The organism is Ruegeria sp. YS9 (genome assembly GCF_024628725.1).
Lineage (GTDB): Bacteria > Pseudomonadota > Alphaproteobacteria > Rhodobacterales > Rhodobacteraceae > Ruegeria > Ruegeria atlantica_C.
In genome coordinates this window covers 41,846-66,092 of the sequence record NZ_CP102411.1, presented here as the reverse complement: position 1 = coordinate 66,092, position 24,247 = coordinate 41,846, and the positions used below count along the sequence as shown (strand labels likewise).

Genomic DNA, 24,247 nt, shown 5'->3' with positions numbered 1-24,247 from the left:
TCTGTCTGGCGAACAGGGAGAAGCTGAAGATGACAACGGGGAACGATCTTGGTGGGCTCATTCGGTTTATCACCCGTGACGAGATTTGGCACGAGCGGCTCGCGGACGTGTTGGACGAGCATTTTCTGCCAAGTCTCGAAGCCTTTGATCTCGATTTCGAGGATCTGGGCGACCTGCTGGGCGAGGATTGGCCAATGGTTCTGTGGGGCGGTGGCCTGGAAGACTTGCTGGGCAGGACATTCGGACCGGACGCCGAAAACGCTGTAGATGCCTATCTGAAAGGGAGCGGTTCCAAAGAGAGTGCGCAGACCCGCGCCTATATCGAGGGTTTGCGGGACGCGTCGGTCAGCCTTTATGAGGTGAGCGAGGTAGACCCCGGCAGATCCATGGTCTTGCGCAACATGCTTTCGGACGCAGAGCCGGTTACCGTCCGGGAACACAGCGCGACGCAGATGCTGCAGCGATGGGATCGCATCGCAGCTCGGGTTGTCGCACAGGGGGAATATAACGTGATCTCGGGGGCGCTGCTCCCCTTCGACCCCGACACCGTCGCGTTTTTTGAAGACGGGCTCCGCTCCGTGTTGAAATTGAACCCCGACGTTGAACTGAGGCTGACACAGGATCAGCTACACCGTTCCGCACCCCTCTTCACCAATGCCTGGCTCTTCGCACATCTGCCGAACCTACTGGATCCGGAACCACCACAAATCAGCAACAGCGATGGCGACAACCTGCTCTTTCACGACATGCGCTTCCCCCTCGCCAGCAAAGTGACGCAAAGCCAGGTATCTGAAAAGCTAACACAGTCCGCAGAGCTCGTGATCTCAGGCCAGAAGGATTGGACCTGGCTTGACCTCGACACCCCGTCAGGCACCAAGCACGGCACCGGCCTCGTGTTGGACAAATCAATGTCAGGGGCCTCCGTGCTTGGGTCCCTAGATCTGAAAGGTCGGACACTCACACTTTCTGTGAACTCTGCAGCGCGCGCTGAACGCGGCGAAGCCCTGGTCCGGGACCTCCTGGGCGACCTGGTGAAATCTCCGCTGACATCAATCCAGACCGCCGAACAGATGATGGCGGATGACAGCCTGGAGAGCGAAGTGGCAGAAGAAGAGGACATCCCCCCTGCCCTTGCCCATCAGATTGCCCACGAACATCTCGACCATCACTACCGCGACACGCTTGATCAGCCGATCCCGGCCCTGGATGGCAAGACCCCGCGCCAGGCCGCTCGCACCACGGCGGGCAGGAAGAAAGTCATAGACTGGCTGAAGACAATCGAAAACCGCAGCGCGCGCCAGACCGGCTCTCCTGTTGCAGACTATGATTTCAGCTGGATGTGGGACGAGCTCGGATTGTCAGATTACCGAAAGTGAACCCGCGATCGATCAAGTGAAATCTCTCCCAGACCTTCGCCAGGTTTTCATGGAGCGGCAGCACATCTCGTCATTTCTGGTAGTTGCCGTGAGCGCATATCGAATGCACCCACTCCCGGAGTTTCAACGCTGCCAGTAGTGCCTGACACGCACAAACATAAACAGCGATGCAGTGATGTTGCCGATTCCCATGCCGACCCAGACACCGATTGCGCCTGTTTCAAATCCAAGGCAAAGCACCAGCCCAAGCGGCAATGAGACACCCCAGTTTCCGAACAGGCTGATGATCATGGGAACACACGTGTCGTCGCAGCCACGCAGGAGTCCCGCTGAGGTCGTGCCCAAGGGCTCCGCAATCTCAATTGCTGCCAGGATCAGAATCAGCATCACCAAAGTTCGTGTCAGCACGGCAGCATCGGGTTGATTGCCCATAACCACCTCCGACAAGGGGAGCGCCAAAGCTGCAAGGGCCAGGAACAATGCGCCACCCGAGACCAGTGCGATCACGGTCGCGCTGGCGATGACACGTCGTCGGTGCGCGCGCCGCGCATCGACCCCAAGGCGCGCCATGCGTACCATCGCGGCCTGAAGAAGCCCTACTGGGATGGCATATGTGAAGCCCGCCAGCCGCAAGACAATAGCATGCGCCGCAGTGTCCTGGGGGGCTATGGCGGCAATGAACAATGTGGCACCCAAAAAGATGCCGACTTCAGCGAGCGTCGCGATGCCGATGGGCCAGCCGATCCGCACCGCGGACCTGAACTCAGCGAAGTCGATCCAACACGCTAGGCCGCGATCCTCCGCTCGCCAGGCCAGCCAGGCCAACCCCATGGCAATGCAGATGGCGGACAGGCAAGAGGCCACGCCTGCGCCAGTGGCACCCATCCCGTCGAACCCGGCGGCACCATAAATGAAGACCCAGTTCAGACCCGCATTAAGCGGAACGATCCCAAGGGTGATTTTGAGGATCAACCCAGGTTTCTCCAATGCCGTAAGGCGGTTGCGGTAGAAGGTCACCGCCAGCATGGGCAACAGCGTCAGGGCCATGGCCCGTGTATAGCCGGTGCCTTCCAGCAAGAGACCCTGGTCGATCCCGAGCGCCCCAAGATAATTCGGCGCAAACCAAATGGCAGGGATGACTGGAACGGCGGCGGCCGCCAACAACATCCAACCAACGGTTCTCAGCCGGGCTAACCGTGCATAGTCTCTTTTGGCCCAGGCTTCCGCATAGGCCGGGGACAATCCCGCCAGCAGCCCGGTCGCGAGATAGAATAGAATCGAATAGAAATCGCTGCCAATCGCCACCGCTGCCATCGCCTGTGACCCAAGCGCGGCCACCATGAAGGTATCGGTGATGCTCATGGCCATGTTGACCATCGCCACCAACGCGATAGGTGTGGCCAAACGCGAGATCTTACGCATCTCGCAGGTATCAATATAGCGCGCTAAACGGCGGCGGCGCGGACGGAAGGTTTCGGTTGTGATGTCTGCAGCTGTCATGGCGGCCTCGTGGATTTCGGTTGTCATTGCGGGCACGCCCGAGACAGGCAGTCCTGGAGCGTGGATTGCGGGATCGCTCAGCCCTAGTTCGTGACGCTTTTCAGGATCTCAAACGTGGCGCTGGCTCCTATGAACGCGGTGAAACCCAGCGGGCGCGAAGACGACGGCTGTATGGGTTTCAGCGACGTCGATTGCGACCAGACGCTTGCCTGCATCCACCTGGGTGCCAAGCGCGCTATAGCGGCGACGGCAAAGATGAGATCTTTGGTCATTTTGGAATCCTTTCGATATTGGATTGCGTTGTTCGGTCACCAATCCCGATCCACCGTAACCAGGCTGCAATTCAGCGCGTGACAAAGCCGTAAAAGACGCCTCTCACTGGTCGGCCTCCCAATCTTTCGTTGCCTTGGGCACATACTCGGTGAAAGTTGGGTACGTGGAGGACGGTATGACAGAGACCTACGGTGACAGGTTAGGCGAAGGAGCGACTTCTGCGCTGAACCTGCTCGGCGCCTTTGAGCTGAAAGTACACGGACAGGCGGCCAAGGTTTCTTCAAGAAAGGGGCAGTTGCTGCTGGCGCGGCTGGCCACCGAACGGGGCCGGACGATGACGCGTCCGCAACTGGCGGCCTTTCTCTGGCCCGACCACGGCCCAGCTCAAGCGCGCGCGTCTTTGCGCCAAGCCCTGTCCAGGCTGCGCGATGTGATGGGACCGGCGGCATCACTTCTTCAATCGGATGTGGCCAGCGTCTGGCTGGATGATGCGCGAATGGAATACGACCTGGATAGTTTGTCGGTCGATCTTCCGGTGGCCCTACTCTGTCGGCTTGGCGAATTCCTGGAAGGCGTACACGTCGGTGACCCCACATTGCAGGAATGGTTGGAAGCCCAACGACGCCACCAATCAGAACGGTTGATAACCACGCTTGCCACGCGCGCCGAGGCCGAAGCGAAAGATGGCAACCACGAAAACGTAATCCGGCTGGCGCTGCGCCAGATCACTCTGGACCCGCTCAACGAGGCCGCCCACCGACGACTCATGGAGGCGTTTTCCAATAGTCGGCGGTCGTCTCGGGCAATGGAACAATATCAGACGTTACAGGCACTCTTGCGTGGCGAACTCGACGTGGCGCCCGAGAAGGAAACCACGGAGCTATACCACCGCATTCGAAATGAAAGAGCGCAGATACCCCGCGACGATAATACCACACCACCAGAAACCCAGGTCGAGGATACGTTCCCGACCATGCGCCTGGTCACGGTCCTGTGCCTGCGGTTGGATGCCCGGAAAGATACGGTCGAATCTTTGACGACGATTGTGAAAGGCTTCGGTGGTGAGAAACTGCACGCCACTGCCAATGACCTCTGCTTCCTGTTCGGCCTTGAAACCTCTCGCGAAGACGATGCATTGCACGCGTTGGAGGCAGCATCGCAGGCGATTTCCGAGCTGCCGGACCTTGCGGCGGGCATGGCTTTGGGATTGGTGACAAGGGATGGGGGCAATATTCACGGCGAACCCCTGCGCCGGGCCGAAGCGTTGTCGTTCATGGCTGCACCAGGCGAAGTCCTTTCAGGATCGTTCTTGCGCAACCAGACGCGAGGCTGGGCCGAATTCGTCGAGGAAGATTTTCGCGGCAGAAAATTCTGGCGCCTGGTCAGCGTTGAGCGAGGCCCCCTTAGACCCCGGCTGCCATTTGTCGGACGCAAGATCGAGCTGTTGCAGCTTGGCATTTTACAAGACGAGGCGATGGACGGCAGAGGATCGGTGTCGATCCTGGCGGGCAACGCCGGCATGGGGAAAACCCGGCTTACCGAGGAACTAGAAAGCCGCACCAAGGAGGTTGGCGGTCTTGTGTTGCGAATGGAATTCAATCCCACCACCGGGAATAAGGATCCCCTGCGTTCGCGGATTGCCACAAGACTGGCCGGTCTCTTGAACCTGCGCTCACCCGAAGATCTGCACGTGGCGGAAGCGGACCGGAACCCTTTCCTGTTTACCCTGTTCGACAATCACCGATCTAACCTCTCCGGCATAGGCCCCTCCGTTCTGTCGGGCATGGCGGTGGATGCCATATGCGCCATGCTTGACTATGTTCCCGAAACGGGCCTGACGATGGTTCTTGACGATTGCCATTGGGCCACGAGTGAGGAAATCGCCTTTCTGGCGTTGCTATCCAGTCGCCTCTACTTATATCGGGTGTTTGTGGTGGCGACTGAGCGCGCGAATGAAGAAAGGCTGCGCCCTGTGCTTCAGGCACAATCGATGGAAACACCTGTCCACGTCACGATGTTGTCGCCGCTTCGAAAAAGCGAGGCCATGGCCCTGGCGCGCACCGTATCTGTAAACGCCGAAGAGGACGCGACACGGATCGTTGAGCACGCGGCTGGAAACCCGTTGTTCACTATCCGACTAACCGAGGCCAGCAACGAACTGGGCGATACGATTCCAAACTCGGTGATTGCGTTGGCCCAGCTTCAGTTGGATCGCCTGGACGAGCAAATCAGACACCTTTGCCAGAATGCTGCAGTGCTTGGGCGCAGTTTCCCAAGGTCGGATGCTGCACAGATATTTGGCCCCGCATTTGCCTCGGAAGTCTTGACGTCCGGGTTTCTGAACACGCGCGGGTCGCAAATCGAGTTTGACCACGCGCTGATCCAGCAAGCCATCTACGAAGCTACACCCGACCAACAACGCCGGGCCGCCCATACGGCAGCCGCGATGCATTACATGTCACGGGATGCATTCAAGTGGGCTGAACACGCAGTTGCAAGTGGCGACGCCGAACAAGCCACGACCGCCTCGGTTGCTGCAGCGATCGAGGCAGTGGCGCAGAACCGTTTCACAGTCGCGGAACGTTTCGTCACTTCGGGCCTGTCTTCCGCTTGCACCGGCGACAACAAGGCCGAATTACAACGGTCGCTGGCAGATATCCGGCGCGATCAGGGACAGATCGACGAAGCCATCGCCCTTTACCGCGAGGCGACGGACACGGCGGAAAGTGCCAGCGCCCGGCTGCGCGCCCTGGTGGGTCAGGCCTGGATGCTGCGATTTCAAGGCGCAATCGACGAGGCCAACACAGCGTTCGCCAAAGCCGAAAGGCTGACGACGACCCATGACATTTCCGATCTGTCGCGCTGCGATTTTCTGACCGAGCTTGGAAATCGCGCTTTCATTGCAGGCGATGCTCAAGCAGCCTTCTCCGCACATAGCGAGGGTTTGCTGCTTGCCCGGCAGGGTGGCCACGACACCCAAATTGCGCGATCCCTCGGCGGGCTGGGCGATGCACATTATGCGGCATTCGAGCTGATCTCGGCCCGCGAACGTTTTCGAGAATGCGTTGCCTTCGCAGAACAGAACAACCTAGGAATGGTCGCCAATGCCCATCGCCACATGCTGTCTTACACAAGTTTCTTTGTCGATCCCGGCGACGAGGCGATGTCCCTTGCGACGGTTGCAATCGAACGCGCCGTTGCCGAGGGAAATGCCCGCAACGAATTTGCCGCACGGGTAGATTTTTTGGATTACCTTGTTCTGGACCGGAATTTCGATGGGTTCGAAGAACAACTTAAAGCAATCTCGGCACTCCTGGACAGGATTGGCGAGAACCGGTTCCAAAGCGATATCGACGGCGCCAAGTGCACGCGGGCGCTGTTACTAGGTGATAAGGAGACGCTGGGCGAGATATCCGGTCGATATGTCAGAGAACGACCAACACCTTATATGTGGCCAGCCTTTGCCGCGCTCCACGCCTGTTCGTTGGATGATCGCGACGAACGCATGAGTTGGCTTGAAAGAGGGGAAGCGCTATTCGCGCAGGCGAGCATGTCGCACGCGCTGATTTTCTTTCACCATTTCGCGGCACAGGCTACCCGCGATATGCCCGATGTCGCAATAAGCTACGCGCACAAACTCAGGGAACGATCCGGGGCGGAACTGACTGGATTCGCTGAACTCTCGATCCGAACAACTCTGCTTCGGGCTGAAGCCAACCCGGACCAGACCGAGGTCGCTGCGTTGCGCAAGGATTTGACTGCAGCACATCTCAGCGGCTTCTGGCCAGAATTGTTTGACGAATAATTCGAAAGACCGCTTTTACGGTTCTGTCACGCCATTCCTACCGGTCAGGTCACGCATCTTCTGCAATTTCTCTCGCATCACGCCGGGCAACCGCCCGTCGAGCAATTCAGGAGAGAAACATGTTCCGCAACAACCTGCCGCAACTCAATGGTCAGACCTTTCTGACCGATGCCGGTCTTGAGACCTGGCTGATCTTCAAGAATGGAACCGAGCTGCGGGAATTCGCTTCCTTCGAAACCGTTCGTTCGGATGCGGGCCGCCAGGCCCTGGCCGATTATTTCAAACCCTTCATCGCACTCGGCGAGGAACGCGACATGGGCGTCATTCTTGAAAGCCCGACCTGGAGGGCAAGCCCGGAATGGGGCGCACGCCTTGGCTATTCGGCGTCGGACATCGTCGAGATCAACCGCGAAGCCATCGCACTACTGTCGGACCTGCGCGCCAACGCGAACGCCTCTGTCCCTGTCGTTGTCAGCGGCAATATCGGGCCACGCGGTGATGGCTATGTGCCCGGCGAAACAATGACTATGGAAGAGGCCGAGGCCTATCACGCCGTTCAGATCGGGGCATTCGCAACGTCAAACGCCGATATGGTGTCGGCGATTACCATGACCAACCCGAACGAAGCCATAGGCATCGCACGGGCCGCAGCCAAGGCTGGGTTGCCCTGCGTCATCGGCTTTACGGTAGAAACCGACGGTCGTCTGCCGGACGGCACACCGCTGGGCGAAGCCATCGAATCCGTCGACGCCGCCTGCGACACACCGCCCGTTTATTACATGGTCAATTGCGCCCATCCCGACCATTTCTCGGACAAGCTGCGCGGCAACGACGATTGGCTGTCGCGTATCCATTCAGTCCGGGCCAATGCGTCGCGCTTGAGTCATGCCGAATTGGATGAGGCAGAAGAGCTTGATGAGGGCGATGCACGCGAATTGGCAGGTCTCTATGTCGAATTGAAGGAACTCCTACCCAATCTCAACGTGGTCGGCGGATGCTGCGGCACCGATCACCGCCATGTCCAAGAAATCACTGCTGCCATTGCCTAGGGCGACCAGTCGTTCAAAATGGAAAGGAAATATCGTGTTTAGATCAGGGAAATTGCCAATCGCGGCAGCACTTGCCACCGCGTTCCTCACACAGGCGAACGCCGATCCTCCCACAGTTTTTCAAGTCGTAGAGGAACCGGCGGGGCCTGCGTTTGCAGCTCCGAAAGAGTTGAAGAATGGTGCAGGTCAACTCCACAGCTTTGTTGATCACGGAGTCATATATCCCGCTGGCACAATTGTAGATGACCGCAATGGCTTCTCCGCCAGCGGTCAACCGGTCTTTGCCGACAAGGTGATCGGCACATGGTTAGCAAGCGGTTGGTATATCACCGATGGCATGCAAGCCAACAAGGGGCTCAGGATATCGACTGTGCAAGTCTTCCGCTTCACAAGCGGCGAGACACTAGTCACGCGCGGAGTCGAGATCGTTGGTCAGCCAAGTGCGACCAGAAATACAATTCTGCACATCTCAGGTTTTAACATCGGGGGCACCGCCTGGCTGCGCCAGAATGCACAATGGGCAGTTGAGCCGTCAGAAATGACATTCGAGATCGTTGATTCCGACAAGGGATTTTAGGCGATTCAACGGGTCGCCTTTGTCGCGGACCGTACTCCGATCGGATGCGATCCGCCAACTGCACAACCAAGCCAGTTGCATGCCGAGCAAACGTATCTCAGTTATCCTAATATCAGCCACAGAACGGGCCTTACCGCGACCGCTTTATTGGGGCGATGTCCAACCCTTGGAATGGCCCAATCGGAATTATTTTGAGGTTGAAGGCGATGTTGGAATCGGACCTGGTCTTACAGTGCTGGTAGCCCCCGGACACGCACCGGGTCAGATCGCCATAATGGTTGATCTTCCATCGGGTGTATTCTTGCTGACCAGCGATGCAATCTCCCGGCCCGCGGAGATCGACGAGAAGTTCGCGGGGTCATGGGATGAGCAGGGCGCGATTGCAAGCGCGGACCGACTCATGCGTCTGGCATCCCAGCGGGATGCCTTCGTGATTTATGGACATTGTCCAGAGCAATGGCCTGAACTGAAAAAAGCACCAGAATTCTATCGCTGATCACAGAAGGGGTTCCGCCTCAATTTCGAAGAGCACTTCTCCCCTGTCCGTCATCGAATGATTTGGAACACGAGCGTTTGATTGGTTTTGGAGGATCAAGCTCGCTGTAGTTTCAATCTATGCCGCGTTGTTTTGATGCAGCAAGCGGCATTTCTGGATTGTCTGGTGTTTGATCTCCTTTCTTTGTCTGAGGATGGTTTCCGCCCTGGCCCCAATGGCTCATCCCGGCAGACCTGCCGTCCGCAAGGCTTCAACGACACGCGTGCGATCCTCACCACGCCGAAACGAATTTATTAGTTGTGTGCGGTCGAGGCGAAAGTCTGGGTATTCGCCAAGCAACGACTGTGCCTCTGTCTTTGCTTCCTCAACCTGATCGGATCCTACCAAGTTGAGTATCCGGTAAAGTCTTGTGATCGTCTGCCCGCCCTCGCTGCTTGCCAGGATCTTGAGTGCGTCGTCACTGCGATCGTGTAGGAAATAGGCAAGCGATAAGTAATTTTTGAAGACATCAGGCGCATACTGATTTGTTGCAAATGCACGTTCAAGATGGACCAAGGCCTGTTCCGGCTCACCATTCCACAATCGCGCAAGGCCAAGTGCGATCATCATGTCGCTATGATATGGGTTTAATTCGTAGGCCCGTTCGGCATGGGCCACGCCTTTTGCGTAATCGCTTTCGAAATAGCGCAGGCGGCTCATAAGCCGGTGAATGTGAGCAGAACGCGGATAGCGGCGCATTAGATCGATCATTTCGTTGAGGGTGAACTCGAGTGCATCTGCTCGCGTTGACGGCCAGCCGCCGGCCAGTTCTATGGCATATGTCCAGCAAAGGCAGAGCTTGGGCCAAAGCCCCTTGGGATCTGATTGCAATACGTTCTCGAAGTGGCCTCTGGCGACTTCGTTGTCTTTGGGATTGACCCGGTGAAGGAGCTGAAGACCGCGCACAACCTGCTCATGAGGCGAGAGCTCGGAATCCGGTTTCTCGGCAATCGCCTTCGCCTGCTCCTCACCGACCGCATCGCTCATTGTGGATGCGACCAACGCGGTGATGCCATCCTGAAGCTCAAAGACATCATCAAGGCTGCGGTCGAGTGTGTCGGACCAAACCCGTTGACCATTGGAGACTTTCACAAGCTGCACACTTATGCGTGCCTTTTGAACAGCAACCTGTACCATGCCTTCTAGCGCGAATTCGGCTCCAAGCCGACGACCGGCTTCGAGAGCTCCGGAGTTTGCGATGGCCTGCTTAGCGCTACTGGGATCTATGAGTTCGAACTCCTCAAAATGGGCAAGCGCCGAGCCCAGGGTTTCAGTCAGCCCTGAGGCCAGGCTTTCTGCGTCAATGCTGGCACCCTGGTGTCGAAACGGTGAAAGGAGAACGGTGGGAGGCTTCCAGGTCGAATTTGAATCGTTGCGTCGTGCTGCTTTTTGCAGTTCATCGGGGAAAGCGCGTGCACCGGTTGTCAAGCGATACACACGCACCGGTTCAGCTATATTTTTTAGGTGCTTGGAACCAAGATCCTCAAACTGTGCCTCAACTTTTCCTTTCGATTGACGCCATGCATCCTCGGAAAGACAAATTCCACCCGGTTCCGCAAGTGCCTCCAGGCGGGCAGCGACGTTGATCCCTTCACCAAACAAGTCATTATCTTCGACAATTACGTCACCCAAGTTAATGCCTATGCGAAACACCAGCGGGCCTTCCATTTGCTCCTGCCATTCAATCGCGCATTGCACGGCTGAAACAACGCTCGGAAATTCAACGAGGTATCCATCTCCCATCTTCTTGACGATGCTTCCGAGAAAATCGCCGACGGTGGGTTGGATCAGCTTTCTCTCGCAATCCTTCAGATGAGCAAGCGTACCTGCTTCGTCTTCGCCCATCATGTTCGAATAGCCAACGACGTCAGCGGCCAAAATGGCGGCAAGTCGCCGCTTCGGTTTGCTGTTTTCCATGAACCTCAGATTAGCCCAGGGTTAAGCTCATGGCTATGTCTCAGGCGACAAGCGGACGACGCCGCAATCTCAGCACCGTTGAAGCGAAACTTCTAAGCCAGCAAATATCGCATCGCTTTGAAGGCAAGCTCGGGGCTCAATACAGCTGTTTTCTCCAACTCGTGTCAGCGGAATGCTGCGGCCCGAACCAGACCTTGAGCGGACGGGCTAATGCCGCGGCGCAGCTTCACCAAAGCGGACTTTGGTTGCTGTCTTAGGTAGCAAATCAACTTGCAGTTCTGTTGACCCGCGCGATCAGCGCTTCGCCTGTTTCTTTTCGTTCGCTGTAGCGATCAACGAGGTAAGAAGACACGTCGCGGGTCAGCAACGTGAACTTCACCAGTTCTTCCATCACATCGACCATGCGGTCGTAATATGAGGACGGCTTCATTCTGTCGTCGTCGCCAAACTGTTGAAACGCTTTCGGAACCGAAGATTGGTTCGGGATAGTCAGGCACCGCATCCAGCGCCCCAAAACGCGAAGCTGATTGACGGCGTTGAAGCTTTGCGAGCCGCCACAGACCTGCATGACCGCCAGTGTCTTGCCTTGTGTCGGGCGCACTGCGCCAATGGACAGTGGTATCCAGTCAATCTGGGACTTCATGATACCGGTCATGGCACCGTGGCGTTCTGGAGAACACCAGACCATGCCCTCGCTCCACGTGACGAGATCTCGTAGTTCCTGCACTTTCGGGTGGTCGGCGTCGGCATCGTCCGGCAGCGGCAGTCCGGACGGATCAAAGCTGCGAGGTTCCGCACCAAGCCGTTCCAAAACACGTGCGGCTTCCTCGGTCATTAGTCGGCTGAAGGATCGCTGCCTGAGCGAGCCGTAGAGTAACAAGATACGCGGTCCATGAGTTGATCGTTTTTCGGCAAACAACCGGTCGTTGGCGAATGGCTGGAAATGATCTTCGGACAACTGAGGCGTGTCGGTCATGTTGCGTCCTTTCGGTGCTCGGCCATTGCGCGTTCCAGAGTCTCCAACGCCGCGATAAGTTTACTTCTTGGGCAAGCAATGTTCATGCGGCCAAATCCAGCCCCTTGAGGGCCAAAAACGATGCCTCGCGTAATTGCCCAACCGGCCTTTTCGCGAAGAACGGCTGTTAGCTCATCCGGCTTGAGGCCCAGTTTCCTGAAATCGAGCCAAAGCAGAAACGTGCCGTCTGGCTCGATCAACTTTACCTCTTGTAGCTTTGCGATACGGGTGCGCACGAGAGCGAGGTTGCCCAAAATGTACCGGTTTGCAGCGTCCAGCCATGGGCCACCCTCGGCGTAGGCCGCCTGCATGGCGACAGAGGCAAAGGCGTTGTTTTTATTGACCGTGAGGCGGCTATTTTCGGCCTGAAAGGCCTGTCGGCGGGCCTCATCAGGGACGATTGTGAAGGCCAAACAGCACGCGGCGATATTGAAACTCTTGGCGGGCGACAGGCAGATGATTGCGTTGCGAGCATCCGCCTCTGACACGTTGGCAAAAGGCGTATAAGCATGGCCGGGAAAGGTGATGTCGCCATGTATCTCGTCCGCGACAACAAGAACACTATGGCGGCGGCAGATGTCACCCAGCCGGGCAAGCTCATCTCGGGTCCAGACACGGCCCACTGGATTGTGCGGGTTACACAGAAAGAGCATGCGCGCCCGTGGATCGCACGCGGCCCGCTCCAGCCCATCAAAATCCATATGGTAGCGACCGTCTTCCAGGATCAGAGGGTTCTCGACCAGAACGCGGCCGTTCTCGGCGATGATATCCGCAAAATCGAAGAAGACGGGCGGCTGCACGATAATCCCGTCACCCACTTCGGTGAACAGGTTCGCGGCCATGGAGAGCGCATTGAGTATGTTCGGCGAGCGCAGGATATGGGCGGGATCGACTATCCAGCCATGTCGGCTTTCCAGCCAGCCGGTTAACGCAGGTATCAAGCCATCCGGCACGGTTTCGTATCCGAACACGCCGTGCGCGGCGCGTTCTGCCATTGCATCAGTGATGCAAGGGGCTACGCGGTAATCCATATCAGCGACACCTGCCGGAAATAGATCCATCCCGTCCTCGCCCAGTACCATCTTATGGTGCTTCAAACCGGGAACCACGCGCCGGTCGATCACTTCATCAAAGTCAAACTCAGCCATCGGACGCGTCCTCAAGCATCCAGCGGAAGAACCATGTCGCGAGGACAGCCGCGACCAGCTGCATCGCAATGAAAGCGGCGACGTCTCCCGGCGCAATTCCAGCGAAAGTGTTCGAGAACCCGCGCGCGATGGTGACGGCAGGGTTGGCGAAAGAGGTAGAAGACGTGAACCAGTAAGCCGCCGTTATATATAGCCCAACGGCCATCGGCACCGCCTGAGGGCGCGCCTTGATGCAGGCAAGGATTGTGCCAATCAGACCAAAGGTCGCAACGAATTCGCCCGCCCATTGGCCAATGCCCGTCCGCGCTGTCGTAGAGGCATCAATCAACGGGTGTTCGAACATGACGTGCGCCGCGAGCACGCCTATGATGCCTCCGAAGATCTGCGCCATGACATAGAGAGTGGCTTCTTTTGGGGCGATCTCGCGCCGCAAGGCAAAGGACAGCGTCACGGCAGGATTAAAGTGCGCACCCGAGATAGGCCCGAACACGGTGATCAGCACAACGAGGATCGCTCCGGTGGGGATCGTGTTGCCCAACAGGGCTACCGCCACGTTGCCGCCTGCCAGTCGTTCGGCCATGATGCCGGAACCGACGACTGTCGCGAGCAGGGAAAAGGTGCCGAGCCATTCGGCCATCAGGCGGCGATCAAGGGTCATTGGGGTGTCTCCAAAAGCTGTGCAAAGCGCAGGGGGTCGATATTGCCACCCGTGATCACGGTCGCGACGGTGCGGTTCTCAATCGGCACCTGTCCGTTTAGAATGGCGGCCAGACCCACCACCGCGCCGGGCTCTGTCACGATCTTGAATTGCTGATACGCAAAGCGCATAGCGCCCCGTACCTCGTCATCCGTGGCGGTCACGCCACCGGCCAGAAGGTCGCGATTGATGGCAAACGTCATCTCGCCGGGGATCGGCGTCATGATCGCGTCACAGATGGTTCGCTGGCCTTTTGGGTTCGGCACGCGTTTGCCCGTTGAGAGCGAGCGGCGCGTATCATCGAAAAGCGTTGGTTCGGCGGCAAAGACTTCGGTTCCGGGTGAGGCCTCTGCCATGACCACAGCCGTCGCCGCCGTGAGCCCGCCGCCGCCGCAGGGGATTAGGACTGCATCAATCGGCCCGCCCGCGGCCTCAATAATTTCCAAAGCAGCGGTTCCCGCCCCGGCCAGGATTTGCGGGTGCGCACTCGGGGGAACTTCAATCCGCCCAGTATTGGCGATGATCTGCGCCACAACATCCGCGCTGTCCTGTGTGTCGCGGTCATAGGTTGCGATCTCGGCCCCCATGGCCCGGACGGCGGCTTGCTTGGCCTCGGGCGCGTCCGACGGCATGACGATCACTGCCGAGGTTCCCATGATCGCGGCCGCCTGCGCCAGCCCGAGCGCGTGGTTGCCGGAGGAATAGGACACCGCGCCCCTCGCCCGCTCCTCATCCGTCAGGTTCAAAAGCCGATGATAGGCACCTCTGATTTTGAAAGCTCCGGTGCGCTGCATATTCTCGGCCTTGAGCAGCAGACGCCCTCCGAGCATCGCGTTCACATCCGGGTTTTCCAGCAGCGGCGTGCGGCTCACCACGCCGTCCAAGGCGGTCGCTGCCTCGCGCATGTCACTGAGGGATACCGGATGCCGCCCCATATCAACCCGCCTCCGCCGCGATTTGATAGAGCGCATCACCACGCCTGACCTGTGCCATGGCGCGCTTCGCCAGAACGATGCCGTCGTAGGGCGATGTAACCTCATCCGGGGCGCGGCCCGGAGTTTCGGGATGATGGATCCGCGCGATGACCTCGCCAAAGACGACAGCGTCGCCGATGGTTTTCAGCGGCTCGAACAGGCCTGCGTCGTAGGCGTAAACAGAGCCCTTCGCATTGAGCGCACGTGTGCCCTGCGCTTCATCGGGTTCATGGCCAGGCAACATACCAAGGGCGTGCAGGATCCGTCGCAGCCCCCTCTCTGTTTGGCGCAGAATGTCCGGCGTTACGCAGTTGCCGCCACCAAGTTCCGCCATGACATTGACGACGCCCTTACGGTTGGCAGCCCCCATGGCCGTCCGCGCTGAACTGTCTTTTCCACCGCCACTGGTAAACACCCACGCATAAGGCAGATCGAAGGCCTCAGTCAGCAGCGACAAACCCTGTTCTTCTTCCGGCGAATGGGACGGACCTCGCAGAACGGTGGAGGGATAGATCAGAGACGATCCGCCGGAATGCAGATCGACCGCGTAGTCAGCCAAGGGCAGGATTACCTCCTCATGATAGTGCGCAATCATTTCAGAGGGCGTTCCCTTCGGATCACCCGGATAAAGCCGGTTCAGGTTGCCATCATCGATTGGGGACACTCGGCAACCGGCCTCTGCGGCCGGAAGATTCACCATCGGCAGCAAGATCAGCCGTCCGCGGATATCGGACGCGTCGAGCTGGCGCGCAAGGTTGGCCACCGCGATCTGGCCCTCGTATTCGTCTCCATGCACGCCGGCTGAAACAACCAGTGTCGGTCCGTCATCATTGCGCAGGACAGTGATCGGCAACGGGATCCACCCATAGGCGGAGCGATGGACCGAATGCGGCACCCGCAGGTAGCCCTGCTGTTTGCCCATCGCCTCAAAATCAACTTCCGATGTGATCGATGTTCCGCTCATGCGCCCCTCATTTCGGCGATTGCCGAATTGGCTTTTGGGGTATTGCAGTCTTGCCCACTGGTCAAGCTTCGATATTTCGGGCATTGACGAATTATGGACCAAAACTCCGCTATCGACACCTTTGCCGCTCTCGCCCATCCGACACGATTGGCTGCGTTTCGGCTTTTAGTGAAAGCGTCGCCCAATGGTGTTCCCGCGCTGACAATTGCAGAGCAGCTCGATGCGAAGCCTTCGACACTATCAGGCCATCTTGCCATCCTCAAACGCGCCGGTTTGTTGACAAGCACCCGTAACCAACGTGAAATCCGCTACGCTGCACATCTACCTGCGATCAACGGCGTCGTCGGCTTTCTCCTGGCGGACTGCTGCGGTGGACGTATAGATAACTGCCAGGACATTCTGACGTTGCTTAGCGCCGGAGACGAAGGCGTTTCAGACCAAATAGATATGTGAGTAGCCCGGCCTTACTTGGACGGCCCAGAGCCGACATTGGCCATCCTCCAGAATTCACTGGCTGGCTTCCCAAGAGCAGCCATTCGTGAAGGGCGCAGCATTTTTGATTTCTATGATTGCTCATACCCCCTGCCCGCCTCAACGCAAGTTCTTCTGACAAGACCATTTCAAGGCTTGAACTCGCCGATGATCAACGCGGCTACGATCAGTATTGGTGCGATAAGGCGCCGGTCACCCCAACAGTGGCCGACTTTTGCTCTGCCCCGTGGCCGATTTTCTCACCGCGGTTGACAGACAATCGAAAACCGCAACGCGCGCCAGACCGGCTCTCCTTTTGCAGACTTTGATTTCATTTGGGTGTGGGACGATCTCGGCCTGGCGGACTACCGAAAATGAACCAGCTACCGTTCTTCCAATCATTCGTCTCAAGAGCCTGGCGAGTAGTTCACTTCTTCTCGGCTGCGTCTTGCAGAGATGTGGCAAGGGTTATGTTGTTGCTGCGCGTCCAGATGGTTTGCCTCGTGACAGCCGGGGCACAACAAAATTTCAGTCTCCGTGGACACACCGGTTTCATAATCGAAACAGTACTCTTGACCACATATTTCCAGCACCTCTCCACGCTTGGCCAGTTCCGAACTTGTCACCTCACAGTGATGACAAATTCCGCCCAAGAGAGCTGATTGGAGTTCAGAAAGAACCACTGTTTTCTGAAAATTGCACACTCTGTCACTCATAACCGCCTCAGGCTTTCACAAAATGGTGAATAGAGAAAGCTTGTGAAACAAGAATTCAAGGGAATGTGACATAGCCTAATGGGTTCGAGATTTAGTTTAGCCGATCATTGCCTGTAAGCTGAGGAGCGCGTCAAACTTTCACGTCAGCCTCCATCCGACAACAGACCCGCGTACATCAAAATACAATCTGGGCTAGTCCTCCCAGCGAAACGCGTCGTTGTCCGCCTTCACCCGACCAATAGACGGCAAAGCGAAGTGGTTTCCCAGCACAATACATCCTGTTTCCGAGGCGCTTTCCAACAGTTTCCGACGGGATGTCACGGCCATCTCAGCATCGGAATCAAACGTAAAATGCCACTCGGGATGCCAGCACTGGGCGGTTGTATGGATTGCATCACCGGTAATCAGAGCGCGCCGGTCACCACTGGTGATTTCGACCGAGACATGGCCGGGTGTATGGCCTGGCGTGGGGATCAGAGTGACATGGTCGCCAAGCTTGTGTCCGGTCTCCACCAGTTCCGCCTGCCCGGCTTCGACGACGGGCAGAACGCTTTCGATGTAGAGATCGCTGTTATCCTCGCGTTGATAGACCTCGTCTGCCGCAGGCATCAGATAGCGCGCATTCGGAAAGGTCGGAACCCAGCGCCCGTCCTCGAGGCGCGTGTTCCAGCCGACATGATCGGCGTGCAGATGGGTACACAGAACATAATCGACATCCCCCACATCCAGCCCTGCCGCCGTAAGGCTTGCGATAAATCGCTGGCTTGATCGCTTGTGCCAGTCGGGTCGCCGCGGCAGAGTTTTGTCATTGCCGACGCAACTGTCGACCAGGACGTTATGCGTGGGTGTTTTCAGCAGAAAACCCTGAATCGGCAGGATCAGCTGCCCGGATTGCACACAAACACCGCCGGGAACATGCGCTTCGACAATAGCCCGGACATCTGGCCCCGCAGTGGGAAACAACTCTTCCGCAGTCAGAAAAGGAGCATGGATTTCCAGAATACGCCAGACTTCAACATCACCTACTTTGCACAACATGACTGGTGTCCTTTCTTACTATGCTGAAACCGCCATTCTCTGCCCAGCAGATTTGCCATGCCGTTAAACAACGTAGCTTGTATCCGATAGGCTCGATCACGTGGCGCCGACACTTGCTTGTCGAAGCAGAAACCTCTGAATTTTGCCGCTGGGTGTCTTTGGCAGTTCTTTGACAAATTCGATAAGCCGAGGATAGGCGTGCGCAGAAAGGCGCTGTTTGACATACTCCTTCAGCTCTTCAGCCAACTGGTCAGTACCTTCTTTGCCCTCCGCCAGTACGACCACCGCTTTCACTATTTCGGTCCGCTCCTTGTCAGGAACGCCTACGACCGCCGTTTCCGTCACAGAGGGATGTTGAATCAGAGCGCTTTCAACGTCAAACGGTCCGATGCGATAACCCGAAGAGGTGATAACGTCGTCGTTCCGACCAACAAACGTGATACAGCCGTCTTCATCCCGCTCCACCGTGTCCCCAGTAAGATAGTATCCGTTTTCGATCGACTTGTTGCCCTTGTTCAGGTAGCCGCCAAAGAACAAGAGAGGTGACTCCGCAATGTTGACGGCCAATTGACCTGGCTCATTGAGATCGGCAATGCTGCCATCCTCAGCCAAAACCTCGACCCTGTATCCCGGCATCACATAGCCTGCCGATCCCGGACGAACCGGATGTTCGAGCCCGTGATGGTTATTCACCAGCATACCCGTTTCGGTCTGCCCATAATGATCTTTGATCGGCGCATTCAGTTCGGACTTGAACCAGCGGATGACTTCGGGGTTCAATGGCTCTCCCGCGCTGCTGATGCAGCGGATCTGATTGCGCAGCTGTGACGCGCGTTCGGTTCCGGCGGCGATGATTAGTCGAAACGCAGTGGGCGCGCCTGCAAAGTTGGTCACGCCCAATTTCGAAATCACGTCATATGTACTGTCCACAGTGAATGGCCCTTCGACCAGAGTGGTTGCATGACCCAATTGGAGCGGGCCGATCACTGCATAGTAGAGACCATAGGCCCAGCCCGGATCTGCAATGTTCCAGAAAACATCCTCATGCTGCAGGCCAATCCCCTCGACCATGTAAGATCGAAAAGCAGTCAGAGCCTTTAGGGGCACGGGCACTCCTTTTGCGGGGCCTGTAGTTCCAGAGGTCGCCATCATGAACATCAGATCATCGCCGTTCCGCAAAACTGGGGCGAACTCCGACGATAGCGCTGCCATTGTCCGGCGGTAATCAATGTCTCCGGCAACAAGCTCTTGCGGGGTGTTTGCGATAGTCGCGATTGGCGGGCAATCTTCCACTCCGCCAAGCTTTTTGCGGTTCGCGGCGTCAGTGACAACCAGCTTCGCACCGCTCATGGTCAAACGATCCTGAATGGCCTTTGTAAACAAGGGCTGATAGGCCGCACCAACCCGGAGGGCGCCGAGAACAACTGTCACGAGATCCGGGGTCCGCGGCAACAGACCCGCCACAATGTCGCCGGGTTGGATGCCTTGTTTCTTCAGCAAGTTGGCAAAACGCGCAGCTTCGTCGCGCAACTCTACAAAGCTGCGTGTCTCATGGTGCCCGTCCAATGCAATCCAGTTCAAAGCCAGGGGATTGCCCTGCAAATGGGCGTCACAACATTCTACGCATGCATTGATCCCGTCGCTAAAACTGCCTGAAAAGAAGGACTTTGCAAGGTCCAGGTCAAAGTTCTCGGCCGTTTTGGAGTAGTCTCGAGGAGTCCCAGAGTCAGAATTCGATCCCATCAAAACGCATTCCTCCAAATGCAGCCCTTCAGTTACCTTGCACTCAAATGGGTCGAATTTCCACGTTGGAGATTACGCGAACGTAAGTGCACCACGAGCGGTCCATTAGTCCCATACCAAAGCCCGGTTTGGGTTCGAGAGGCCGACCTCGGAAGCGGTGCCGCATCCACAACACCTCTGTTCTGATACCCTGCGCAGTCGGCCCAAATCGACCATTGGCAATGGCTTGATGACTCCGCGGTGCGGTCCGCCAAAGGGGACACTCGCTGCAGTAGCGAGTTGCCCGGGAAGATGAGGTCATGCTCGCGGAAGACACCCTGTCGCCGCCCTAAGGTTCACAAGAGATCCGAGACAATGTAGGTATCTATGAAGACTTGACGTCAATAGGTGTGGATCAGAATGGCGCGACAGTTCCCGCTCGAAGGTGACAAAACCTTTTTGGTTTATGCCGGCACTGGCACCGACCTGATATTCAATCATGGCGTTGATTTACCCGGTTTCGCATCGTTTCCATTGCTGGAAGAACCTGGCACCAGGGCAATACTGGCCGGTCAAATGGAGGCACTTGTCGATCTCGCCCATGAAATGAGTGTCGGATGCATCCTTGATGCACCCACATGGATGGCGAACGCCGATCGGGCAGCGCCGTTGGGGTACGATACAGACCGGCTCGTTGAGGTGAACAAAGATGCGGTCAGTCTAATGGAGGAGGTGCGCCAGGCTGCCGCTCGCGATGATGTACTGGTGTCGGCCTGTATCGGCCCGCGCTATGACCCTTACGCCGACATCCCTCCGGTGACGGTCGAAGATGCACGCCAATACCACGCCGCTCAAATGCACAGCCTGAAAGACACAAGCGTCGACCTGGTCACCGCTTATACGTTCAACCGTCCAAGTGAGGCTGCGGGATGCATCCTCGCTGCCCGAGACGCAGATCTGCCGATCATCATGTCTCTGGTTGTCGAAACGGACGGGTGTCTTGCGGACGGGACCAAACTTGTGGACGGAATTGATCAGATCGACGATGCAACCGACTCGGCGGCGCTGTTTTTTATGGTCAACTGCGCTCATCCGACCCATTTCGCCGGAGCGCTTGGCAACCACCCCCGACTTAAAGGCATGGTGGCAAACGCTTCGAGTTGCTCGCATGCGGAACTTGACGAAGCAGATGAGCTGGACGAAGGCGATCCAATTGAGCTTGGCAAACAGATTGCCGCGATTGCGCAGCAGAATCCGTCGATTCAAGTATTTGGAGGGTGCTGCGGCACCGACATGCGCCACCTGAAATCGATGGCCAGCGAATTGGCGTAGCCAACTTCGTTCAATCTGAGCGATAGCGCTGAAATCTAAGGTGATACCGTGATTTCTTTCCACAACTTGTTAGGAGATCGGACCCAGAGCCGGCGTCCAGCGGCGGGTCGCGATGCTGCGGACGCAGCCCGCTTGGTAGTCATTCGCCGCAATCGAAAAATCTGGTCAAGGTCGAACTCACAGTCTGCGGTACGAGGCGAGCTTTCGTTTCGCAATAAACACTTGCCTTCCGCCATAGTAAAAGCTCTAACCGGGGTCCAACTCCGACCCAATCACAGTTTTTCGCCTAGCATTTGTCCTGCGTCTTTCACTACATCAGCTAAGGCGTTGCCAAACTAAGCTCGATGCACATTGCGCTACTTTCACTTTTCGATTTTGGTGATTTTTGTCCCTTGGAGGCTTGTGCCGGCCATCAGGCCTTCTTGCCCGAACACAATTGGCACGATGTCGCCTTGCAGGTCATTTGTTCCCATCGAAGCTGACCACCCCTGATCGCCGCCCACCAAAGTCGGACCGGTACCTGCTTCCCAACCATCATTGTTGCGGAAGTATTCCAGCGCCGCGTCATCCAGGAAAAACATGGCATAGGAAAATTGCTGAACACCCGCCTGAAACCCGTATGAAGCGCCTGCAATGCTGTAGTACCCGGTCGTGCTGCCATTTTCTCGCATCGCTCCCTCACCAAATTGACCACCAACCATCAGGCCCCCCTTGGTAATCTTTGGAAAAACCAGGATCGCTACCGATTTTTCTGACAGGTCTTTGGCTTCAGATGAACTCGAATAAAGCTGTTCAAGCGCTACATTCACTCCACTGTCGATCTCAGACGCAGTCGAATTCCCAGTTGTGTCGATGACAGCTTCCCCTGTTGTCTCCGCGACATCTCCAACCTTTTTAGCAGCGCCCGAGACGCCCTCTGTGACTTTGTCGAGTAGATTTTGTGCATGCACAGCATAGTCCGCTGACAGAAGCACAAACCCAGCTATCGCAATTCCAACGATTAGTTTAGCACGTCGCATATTCTCCCCCTCATATAGTTCTGCAGACGTATCAAGCACTCAATACCAGAGCCGTTCCCGCCAAAAACTCGGCCAGTTGGTGTCAAAGATAGTTCATCTTCTTTGTGATCCAGAACAGGATTTCCGCCAACGCCGAAATCGCCCCTGCGCCTTCGGTAATCACAAGCGCTGTTCCAGATGCGCCCAATTTGGTTGTCTTTTCGTTCAGATCGGTCGGAATGTCGGCGATCACGATATAGGCCGCGGACCCGGCAAGTTCGCCCAGCGAGGGCAAACCGCTTCGGGTGTCCAAAGCCCCTTCGCTGGTTGCCGGAGGTATGTCCCGTATGGTTGTTTCGAACTCCTGTCCCGGCGCGCTGCGCATTGCGATGCGAATCTTGTCCCCTGCGGATACGTTTTGCAGACTGCTCAAGGGAAGCGTGGCAATCAGAACCCGGTCGTCCGGCACAACGAAGTTTATTGCGCCTTGCAGCGTCGTAACACGGTTTCCCGGGCGCAAAGATAAGCCCGTCACCAAGCCATCTGCAGGGGCGCGAACAACGGTCTGCTCCAACGCCCAACGTGCTTGTGCCAGCATGTTTTCAACTTCTACGACACCGACATCAACGCCGTCCACTTGTGCCGCAATGCGCCGTTCAAGACCTGCCTTGCGCGCTTTGGCGGCCCGTAATCCAGCCTCTAGTTGCTCAATCGTAGAAATTGCCTCCTGCAATTTGAACTCTGATGATGCGCCCCGGTCCGCAAGGCGGATGATGTCATCGCGGCGTGCAATTCCAAATTCCAGCTGTGCTTCGAGAGAGGCAATATCAGCCTCAGCTGCTTCGAGATCGTGTATCAGCTGATCCGCTGAGGCTTGCGCTGAGGACAAAGATGCCTCAAGCCGCGCCACTTCAGCGGCTTGTTCCGTATCATCGATCCGGAACAGGACTTCACCTTCTGACACAGGCTGGTTGGGTTCGACGGCAACCTCGGTCACTGGACCGGAAACATTTGGAGCTATGCTGATTACCGCGCCTTGAACCGACGCTGTGCCGCTTGGTGTGGTGTGGTTCAAGGCCCCGATCACGACCAGAGCGATCACTACCGCGCCCCCGTAGACAACCGTCTTTGAGATGGCATTCCAAGGCAGCAGGTGGAGCTTAGAGAACACAAGCCAGGCCAAGCCGAAATAAAGTGCCAGAACGATTAGCATATTTCATGCCCCTTTGGGATAACCAGTGATCTCAGCGACGGTGTTTTCCGCACCGTCAGGCGGCTTGAGATGTTCTGTGCCTTCACAGAACTCAGAGTATTAGCACTCTCCACGAGTGCTCAGAATGCAAACTTGGCCCCGACGATCGGGCCAGAGAATGACAGATCGCTCACGACATCGGAGTTGCCGATTTCCCATGCAAGGTGGCGGTAGCCGAAGCTCAGATCCCAATTGTTGATCCGGTAATCGAAGGTCACCCCAGCCTGCCAGGTCAGGTCACTTTCACCCGCCCCCACATCGGCAATGAAAGAGAGCGCCCATTTGTCGGCCAGCGGCTGCACACCACGCACACCGACAATTGCATCAAAGTTTGAAATGGAGCCGGAAACCCTCTGCGACCCAGCACCGACGGACAAGTTCGCTGTCGTGTCCAGGTCGAGGTAGCGAAACCCGCCATAGCCGACAAGTTGACCTGGGTAAGCGTGCCTGAAATCGTATCCCGCCGACCCCGTGAACACGAACCCGGTGACACTGGCATCAGCGGTCGCTGGGATACCGGGACCAACAGCGGCATCCTGATCTGAACTCAGATCAAGATACTGAAAGTCACCCAAGATGGATATCGGACCTTTGTTGGCTTCCAGCGCCCCCATGAGGCCAAAGTCCAGATTGTCCAGCAGATCCGAGAAACTCAAGGTCATGTCCTGGCCGGTGACGGTCGTTCCACTTAGCTCAGGGGCCCAGAGGTAAATAAATGCCCGAAAATCCCATTTATCTTGTTCGGCGAACGTGGCCGTCCCAACAAAAGCCAGCGCTGTGGCCAAAGCTGTTGTAGTCGTAATATTCCTCAAGGCGTGGCTCCCTTTCTCAGGTCTAATGCCTTTGCATGATTTTACTGAAATTTCATTTGAATACGGCGGCCCGGAT

Annotated in this window: 20 protein-coding genes; 7 read left to right on the top strand and 13 right to left on the bottom strand. The window is 56.9% G+C overall.

The window, feature by feature from the left end; translation table 11 throughout:
* The first annotated feature begins 107 nt into the window (after positions 1 to 107).
* Positions 108 to 1,376, top strand: coding sequence for a DUF2384 domain-containing protein (locus tag NOR97_RS20050; protein WP_257601440.1), 1,269 nt, complete (start codon positions 108 to 110; stop codon positions 1,374 to 1,376).
* Positions 1,377 to 1,499: 123 nt separating this feature from the next.
* Here NOR97_RS20050 and NOR97_RS20045 read toward each other — a convergent pair whose 3' ends face one another.
* Complete coding sequence (locus NOR97_RS20045; protein WP_257601439.1) at positions 1,500 to 2,876, bottom strand: MATE family efflux transporter; 1,377 nt, start codon at positions 2,874 to 2,876, stop codon at positions 1,500 to 1,502.
* A gap of 83 nt (positions 2,877 to 2,959) precedes the next feature.
* Entirely contained in the window at positions 2,960 to 3,148 is a 189-nt protein-coding gene (locus NOR97_RS20040; RefSeq protein WP_170424930.1) for a hypothetical protein, read from the bottom strand.
* Between the two features lie 176 nt (positions 3,149 to 3,324).
* On the opposite strand from NOR97_RS20040, the gene NOR97_RS20035 reads away from it, so the two are divergent.
* The 4 genes from NOR97_RS20035 to NOR97_RS20020 all read left to right on the top strand — a co-directional run bounded on the left by NOR97_RS20035 (position 3,325) and on the right by NOR97_RS20020 (position 9,076).
* Positions 3,325 to 6,954 carry a BTAD domain-containing putative transcriptional regulator gene (locus NOR97_RS20035; protein WP_171676462.1) on the top strand — a complete coding sequence of 1,210 codons (3,630 nt, stop codon included), beginning with the start codon at positions 3,325 to 3,327 and terminating at the stop codon, positions 6,952 to 6,954.
* 119 nt (positions 6,955 to 7,073) lie between these two features.
* A complete protein-coding gene (locus NOR97_RS20030; protein ID WP_171676464.1) occupies positions 7,074 to 8,003 on the top strand; it encodes a homocysteine S-methyltransferase family protein in 930 nt (309 codons plus the stop codon).
* Complete coding sequence (locus tag NOR97_RS20025) at positions 7,972 to 8,580, top strand: hypothetical protein (RefSeq protein ID WP_171676466.1); 609 nt, start codon at positions 7,972 to 7,974, stop codon at positions 8,578 to 8,580. Before NOR97_RS20030 ends, NOR97_RS20025 begins: the two co-directional genes overlap by 32 nt.
* 79 nt (positions 8,581 to 8,659) lie before the next feature.
* A complete protein-coding gene (locus NOR97_RS20020; RefSeq protein ID WP_253762175.1) occupies positions 8,660 to 9,076 on the top strand; it encodes an MBL fold metallo-hydrolase in 417 nt (138 codons plus the stop codon).
* 219 nt (positions 9,077 to 9,295) lie between these two features.
* Here the strand turns inward: NOR97_RS20020 and NOR97_RS20015 are convergent, their stop codons facing one another.
* From NOR97_RS20015 to NOR97_RS19990, 6 genes are all read right to left on the bottom strand, one after another.
* Positions 9,296 to 11,032 carry an adenylate/guanylate cyclase domain-containing protein gene (locus NOR97_RS20015; RefSeq protein WP_171676467.1) on the bottom strand — a complete coding sequence of 579 codons (1,737 nt, stop codon included), beginning with the start codon at positions 11,030 to 11,032 and terminating at the stop codon, positions 9,296 to 9,298.
* A 265-nt stretch (positions 11,033 to 11,297) separates the two neighbouring features.
* Complete coding sequence (gene arsH / locus NOR97_RS20010) at positions 11,298 to 12,008, bottom strand: arsenical resistance protein ArsH (protein ID WP_171676469.1); 711 nt, start codon at positions 12,006 to 12,008, stop codon at positions 11,298 to 11,300.
* Complete coding sequence (locus NOR97_RS20005; protein ID WP_171676471.1) at positions 12,005 to 13,195, bottom strand: MalY/PatB family protein; 1,191 nt, start codon at positions 13,193 to 13,195, stop codon at positions 12,005 to 12,007. Before NOR97_RS20005 ends, arsH begins: the two co-directional genes overlap by 4 nt.
* On the bottom strand, positions 13,188 to 13,853 hold the full coding sequence (locus NOR97_RS20000) for an MIP/aquaporin family protein (protein WP_171676473.1): 666 nt from the start codon (positions 13,851 to 13,853) through the stop codon (positions 13,188 to 13,190). Before NOR97_RS20000 ends, NOR97_RS20005 begins: the two co-directional genes overlap by 8 nt.
* Positions 13,850 to 14,827: a threonine/serine dehydratase gene (locus NOR97_RS19995; protein ID WP_171676475.1), complete on the bottom strand. Its 978-nt coding sequence runs from the start codon at positions 14,825 to 14,827 to the stop codon at positions 13,850 to 13,852. The genes NOR97_RS20000 and NOR97_RS19995 overlap by 4 nt, the downstream gene beginning before the upstream one ends.
* 1 nt (position 14,828) lies before the next feature.
* Positions 14,829 to 15,830: a succinylglutamate desuccinylase/aspartoacylase family protein gene (locus tag NOR97_RS19990; protein ID WP_171676477.1), complete on the bottom strand. Its 1,002-nt coding sequence runs from the start codon at positions 15,828 to 15,830 to the stop codon at positions 14,829 to 14,831.
* Between the two features lie 93 nt (positions 15,831 to 15,923).
* On the opposite strand from NOR97_RS19990, the gene NOR97_RS19985 reads away from it, so the two are divergent.
* Positions 15,924 to 16,283: a helix-turn-helix transcriptional regulator gene (locus NOR97_RS19985; protein ID WP_171676479.1), complete on the top strand. Its 360-nt coding sequence runs from the start codon at positions 15,924 to 15,926 to the stop codon at positions 16,281 to 16,283.
* 926 nt (positions 16,284 to 17,209) lie between these two features.
* Here NOR97_RS19985 and NOR97_RS19980 read toward each other — a convergent pair.
* Both NOR97_RS19980 and NOR97_RS19975 read right to left on the bottom strand, forming a co-directional pair.
* Positions 17,210 to 18,055 carry an MBL fold metallo-hydrolase gene (locus NOR97_RS19980; protein ID WP_171676481.1) on the bottom strand — a complete coding sequence of 282 codons (846 nt, stop codon included), beginning with the start codon at positions 18,053 to 18,055 and terminating at the stop codon, positions 17,210 to 17,212.
* A gap of 96 nt (positions 18,056 to 18,151) precedes the next feature.
* A complete protein-coding gene (locus tag NOR97_RS19975) occupies positions 18,152 to 19,798 on the bottom strand; it encodes an AMP-binding protein (RefSeq protein ID WP_171676483.1) in 1,647 nt (548 codons plus the stop codon).
* Positions 19,799 to 20,197: 399 nt separating this feature from the next.
* Between NOR97_RS19975 and NOR97_RS19970 the strand changes: the two genes are divergently transcribed.
* Entirely contained in the window at positions 20,198 to 21,109 is a 912-nt protein-coding gene (locus tag NOR97_RS19970) for a homocysteine S-methyltransferase family protein (protein ID WP_171676485.1), read from the top strand.
* Positions 21,110 to 21,471: 362 nt separating this feature from the next.
* On the opposite strand, the gene NOR97_RS19965 is transcribed toward NOR97_RS19970, so the two are convergent.
* The 3 genes from NOR97_RS19965 to NOR97_RS19955 form a co-directional block, all read right to left on the bottom strand.
* On the bottom strand, positions 21,472 to 22,128 hold the full coding sequence (locus tag NOR97_RS19965; RefSeq protein ID WP_257601437.1) for a YSC84-related protein: 657 nt from the start codon (positions 22,126 to 22,128) through the stop codon (positions 21,472 to 21,474).
* Positions 22,129 to 22,210: 82 nt separating this feature from the next.
* Complete coding sequence (locus NOR97_RS19960) at positions 22,211 to 23,320, bottom strand: HlyD family secretion protein (protein WP_171676489.1); 1,110 nt, start codon at positions 23,318 to 23,320, stop codon at positions 22,211 to 22,213.
* Positions 23,321 to 23,439: 119 nt separating this feature from the next.
* On the bottom strand, positions 23,440 to 24,171 hold the full coding sequence (locus NOR97_RS19955) for a hypothetical protein (RefSeq protein WP_171676491.1): 732 nt from the start codon (positions 24,169 to 24,171) through the stop codon (positions 23,440 to 23,442).
* Between the last annotated feature and the right edge of the window lie 76 nt (positions 24,172 to 24,247).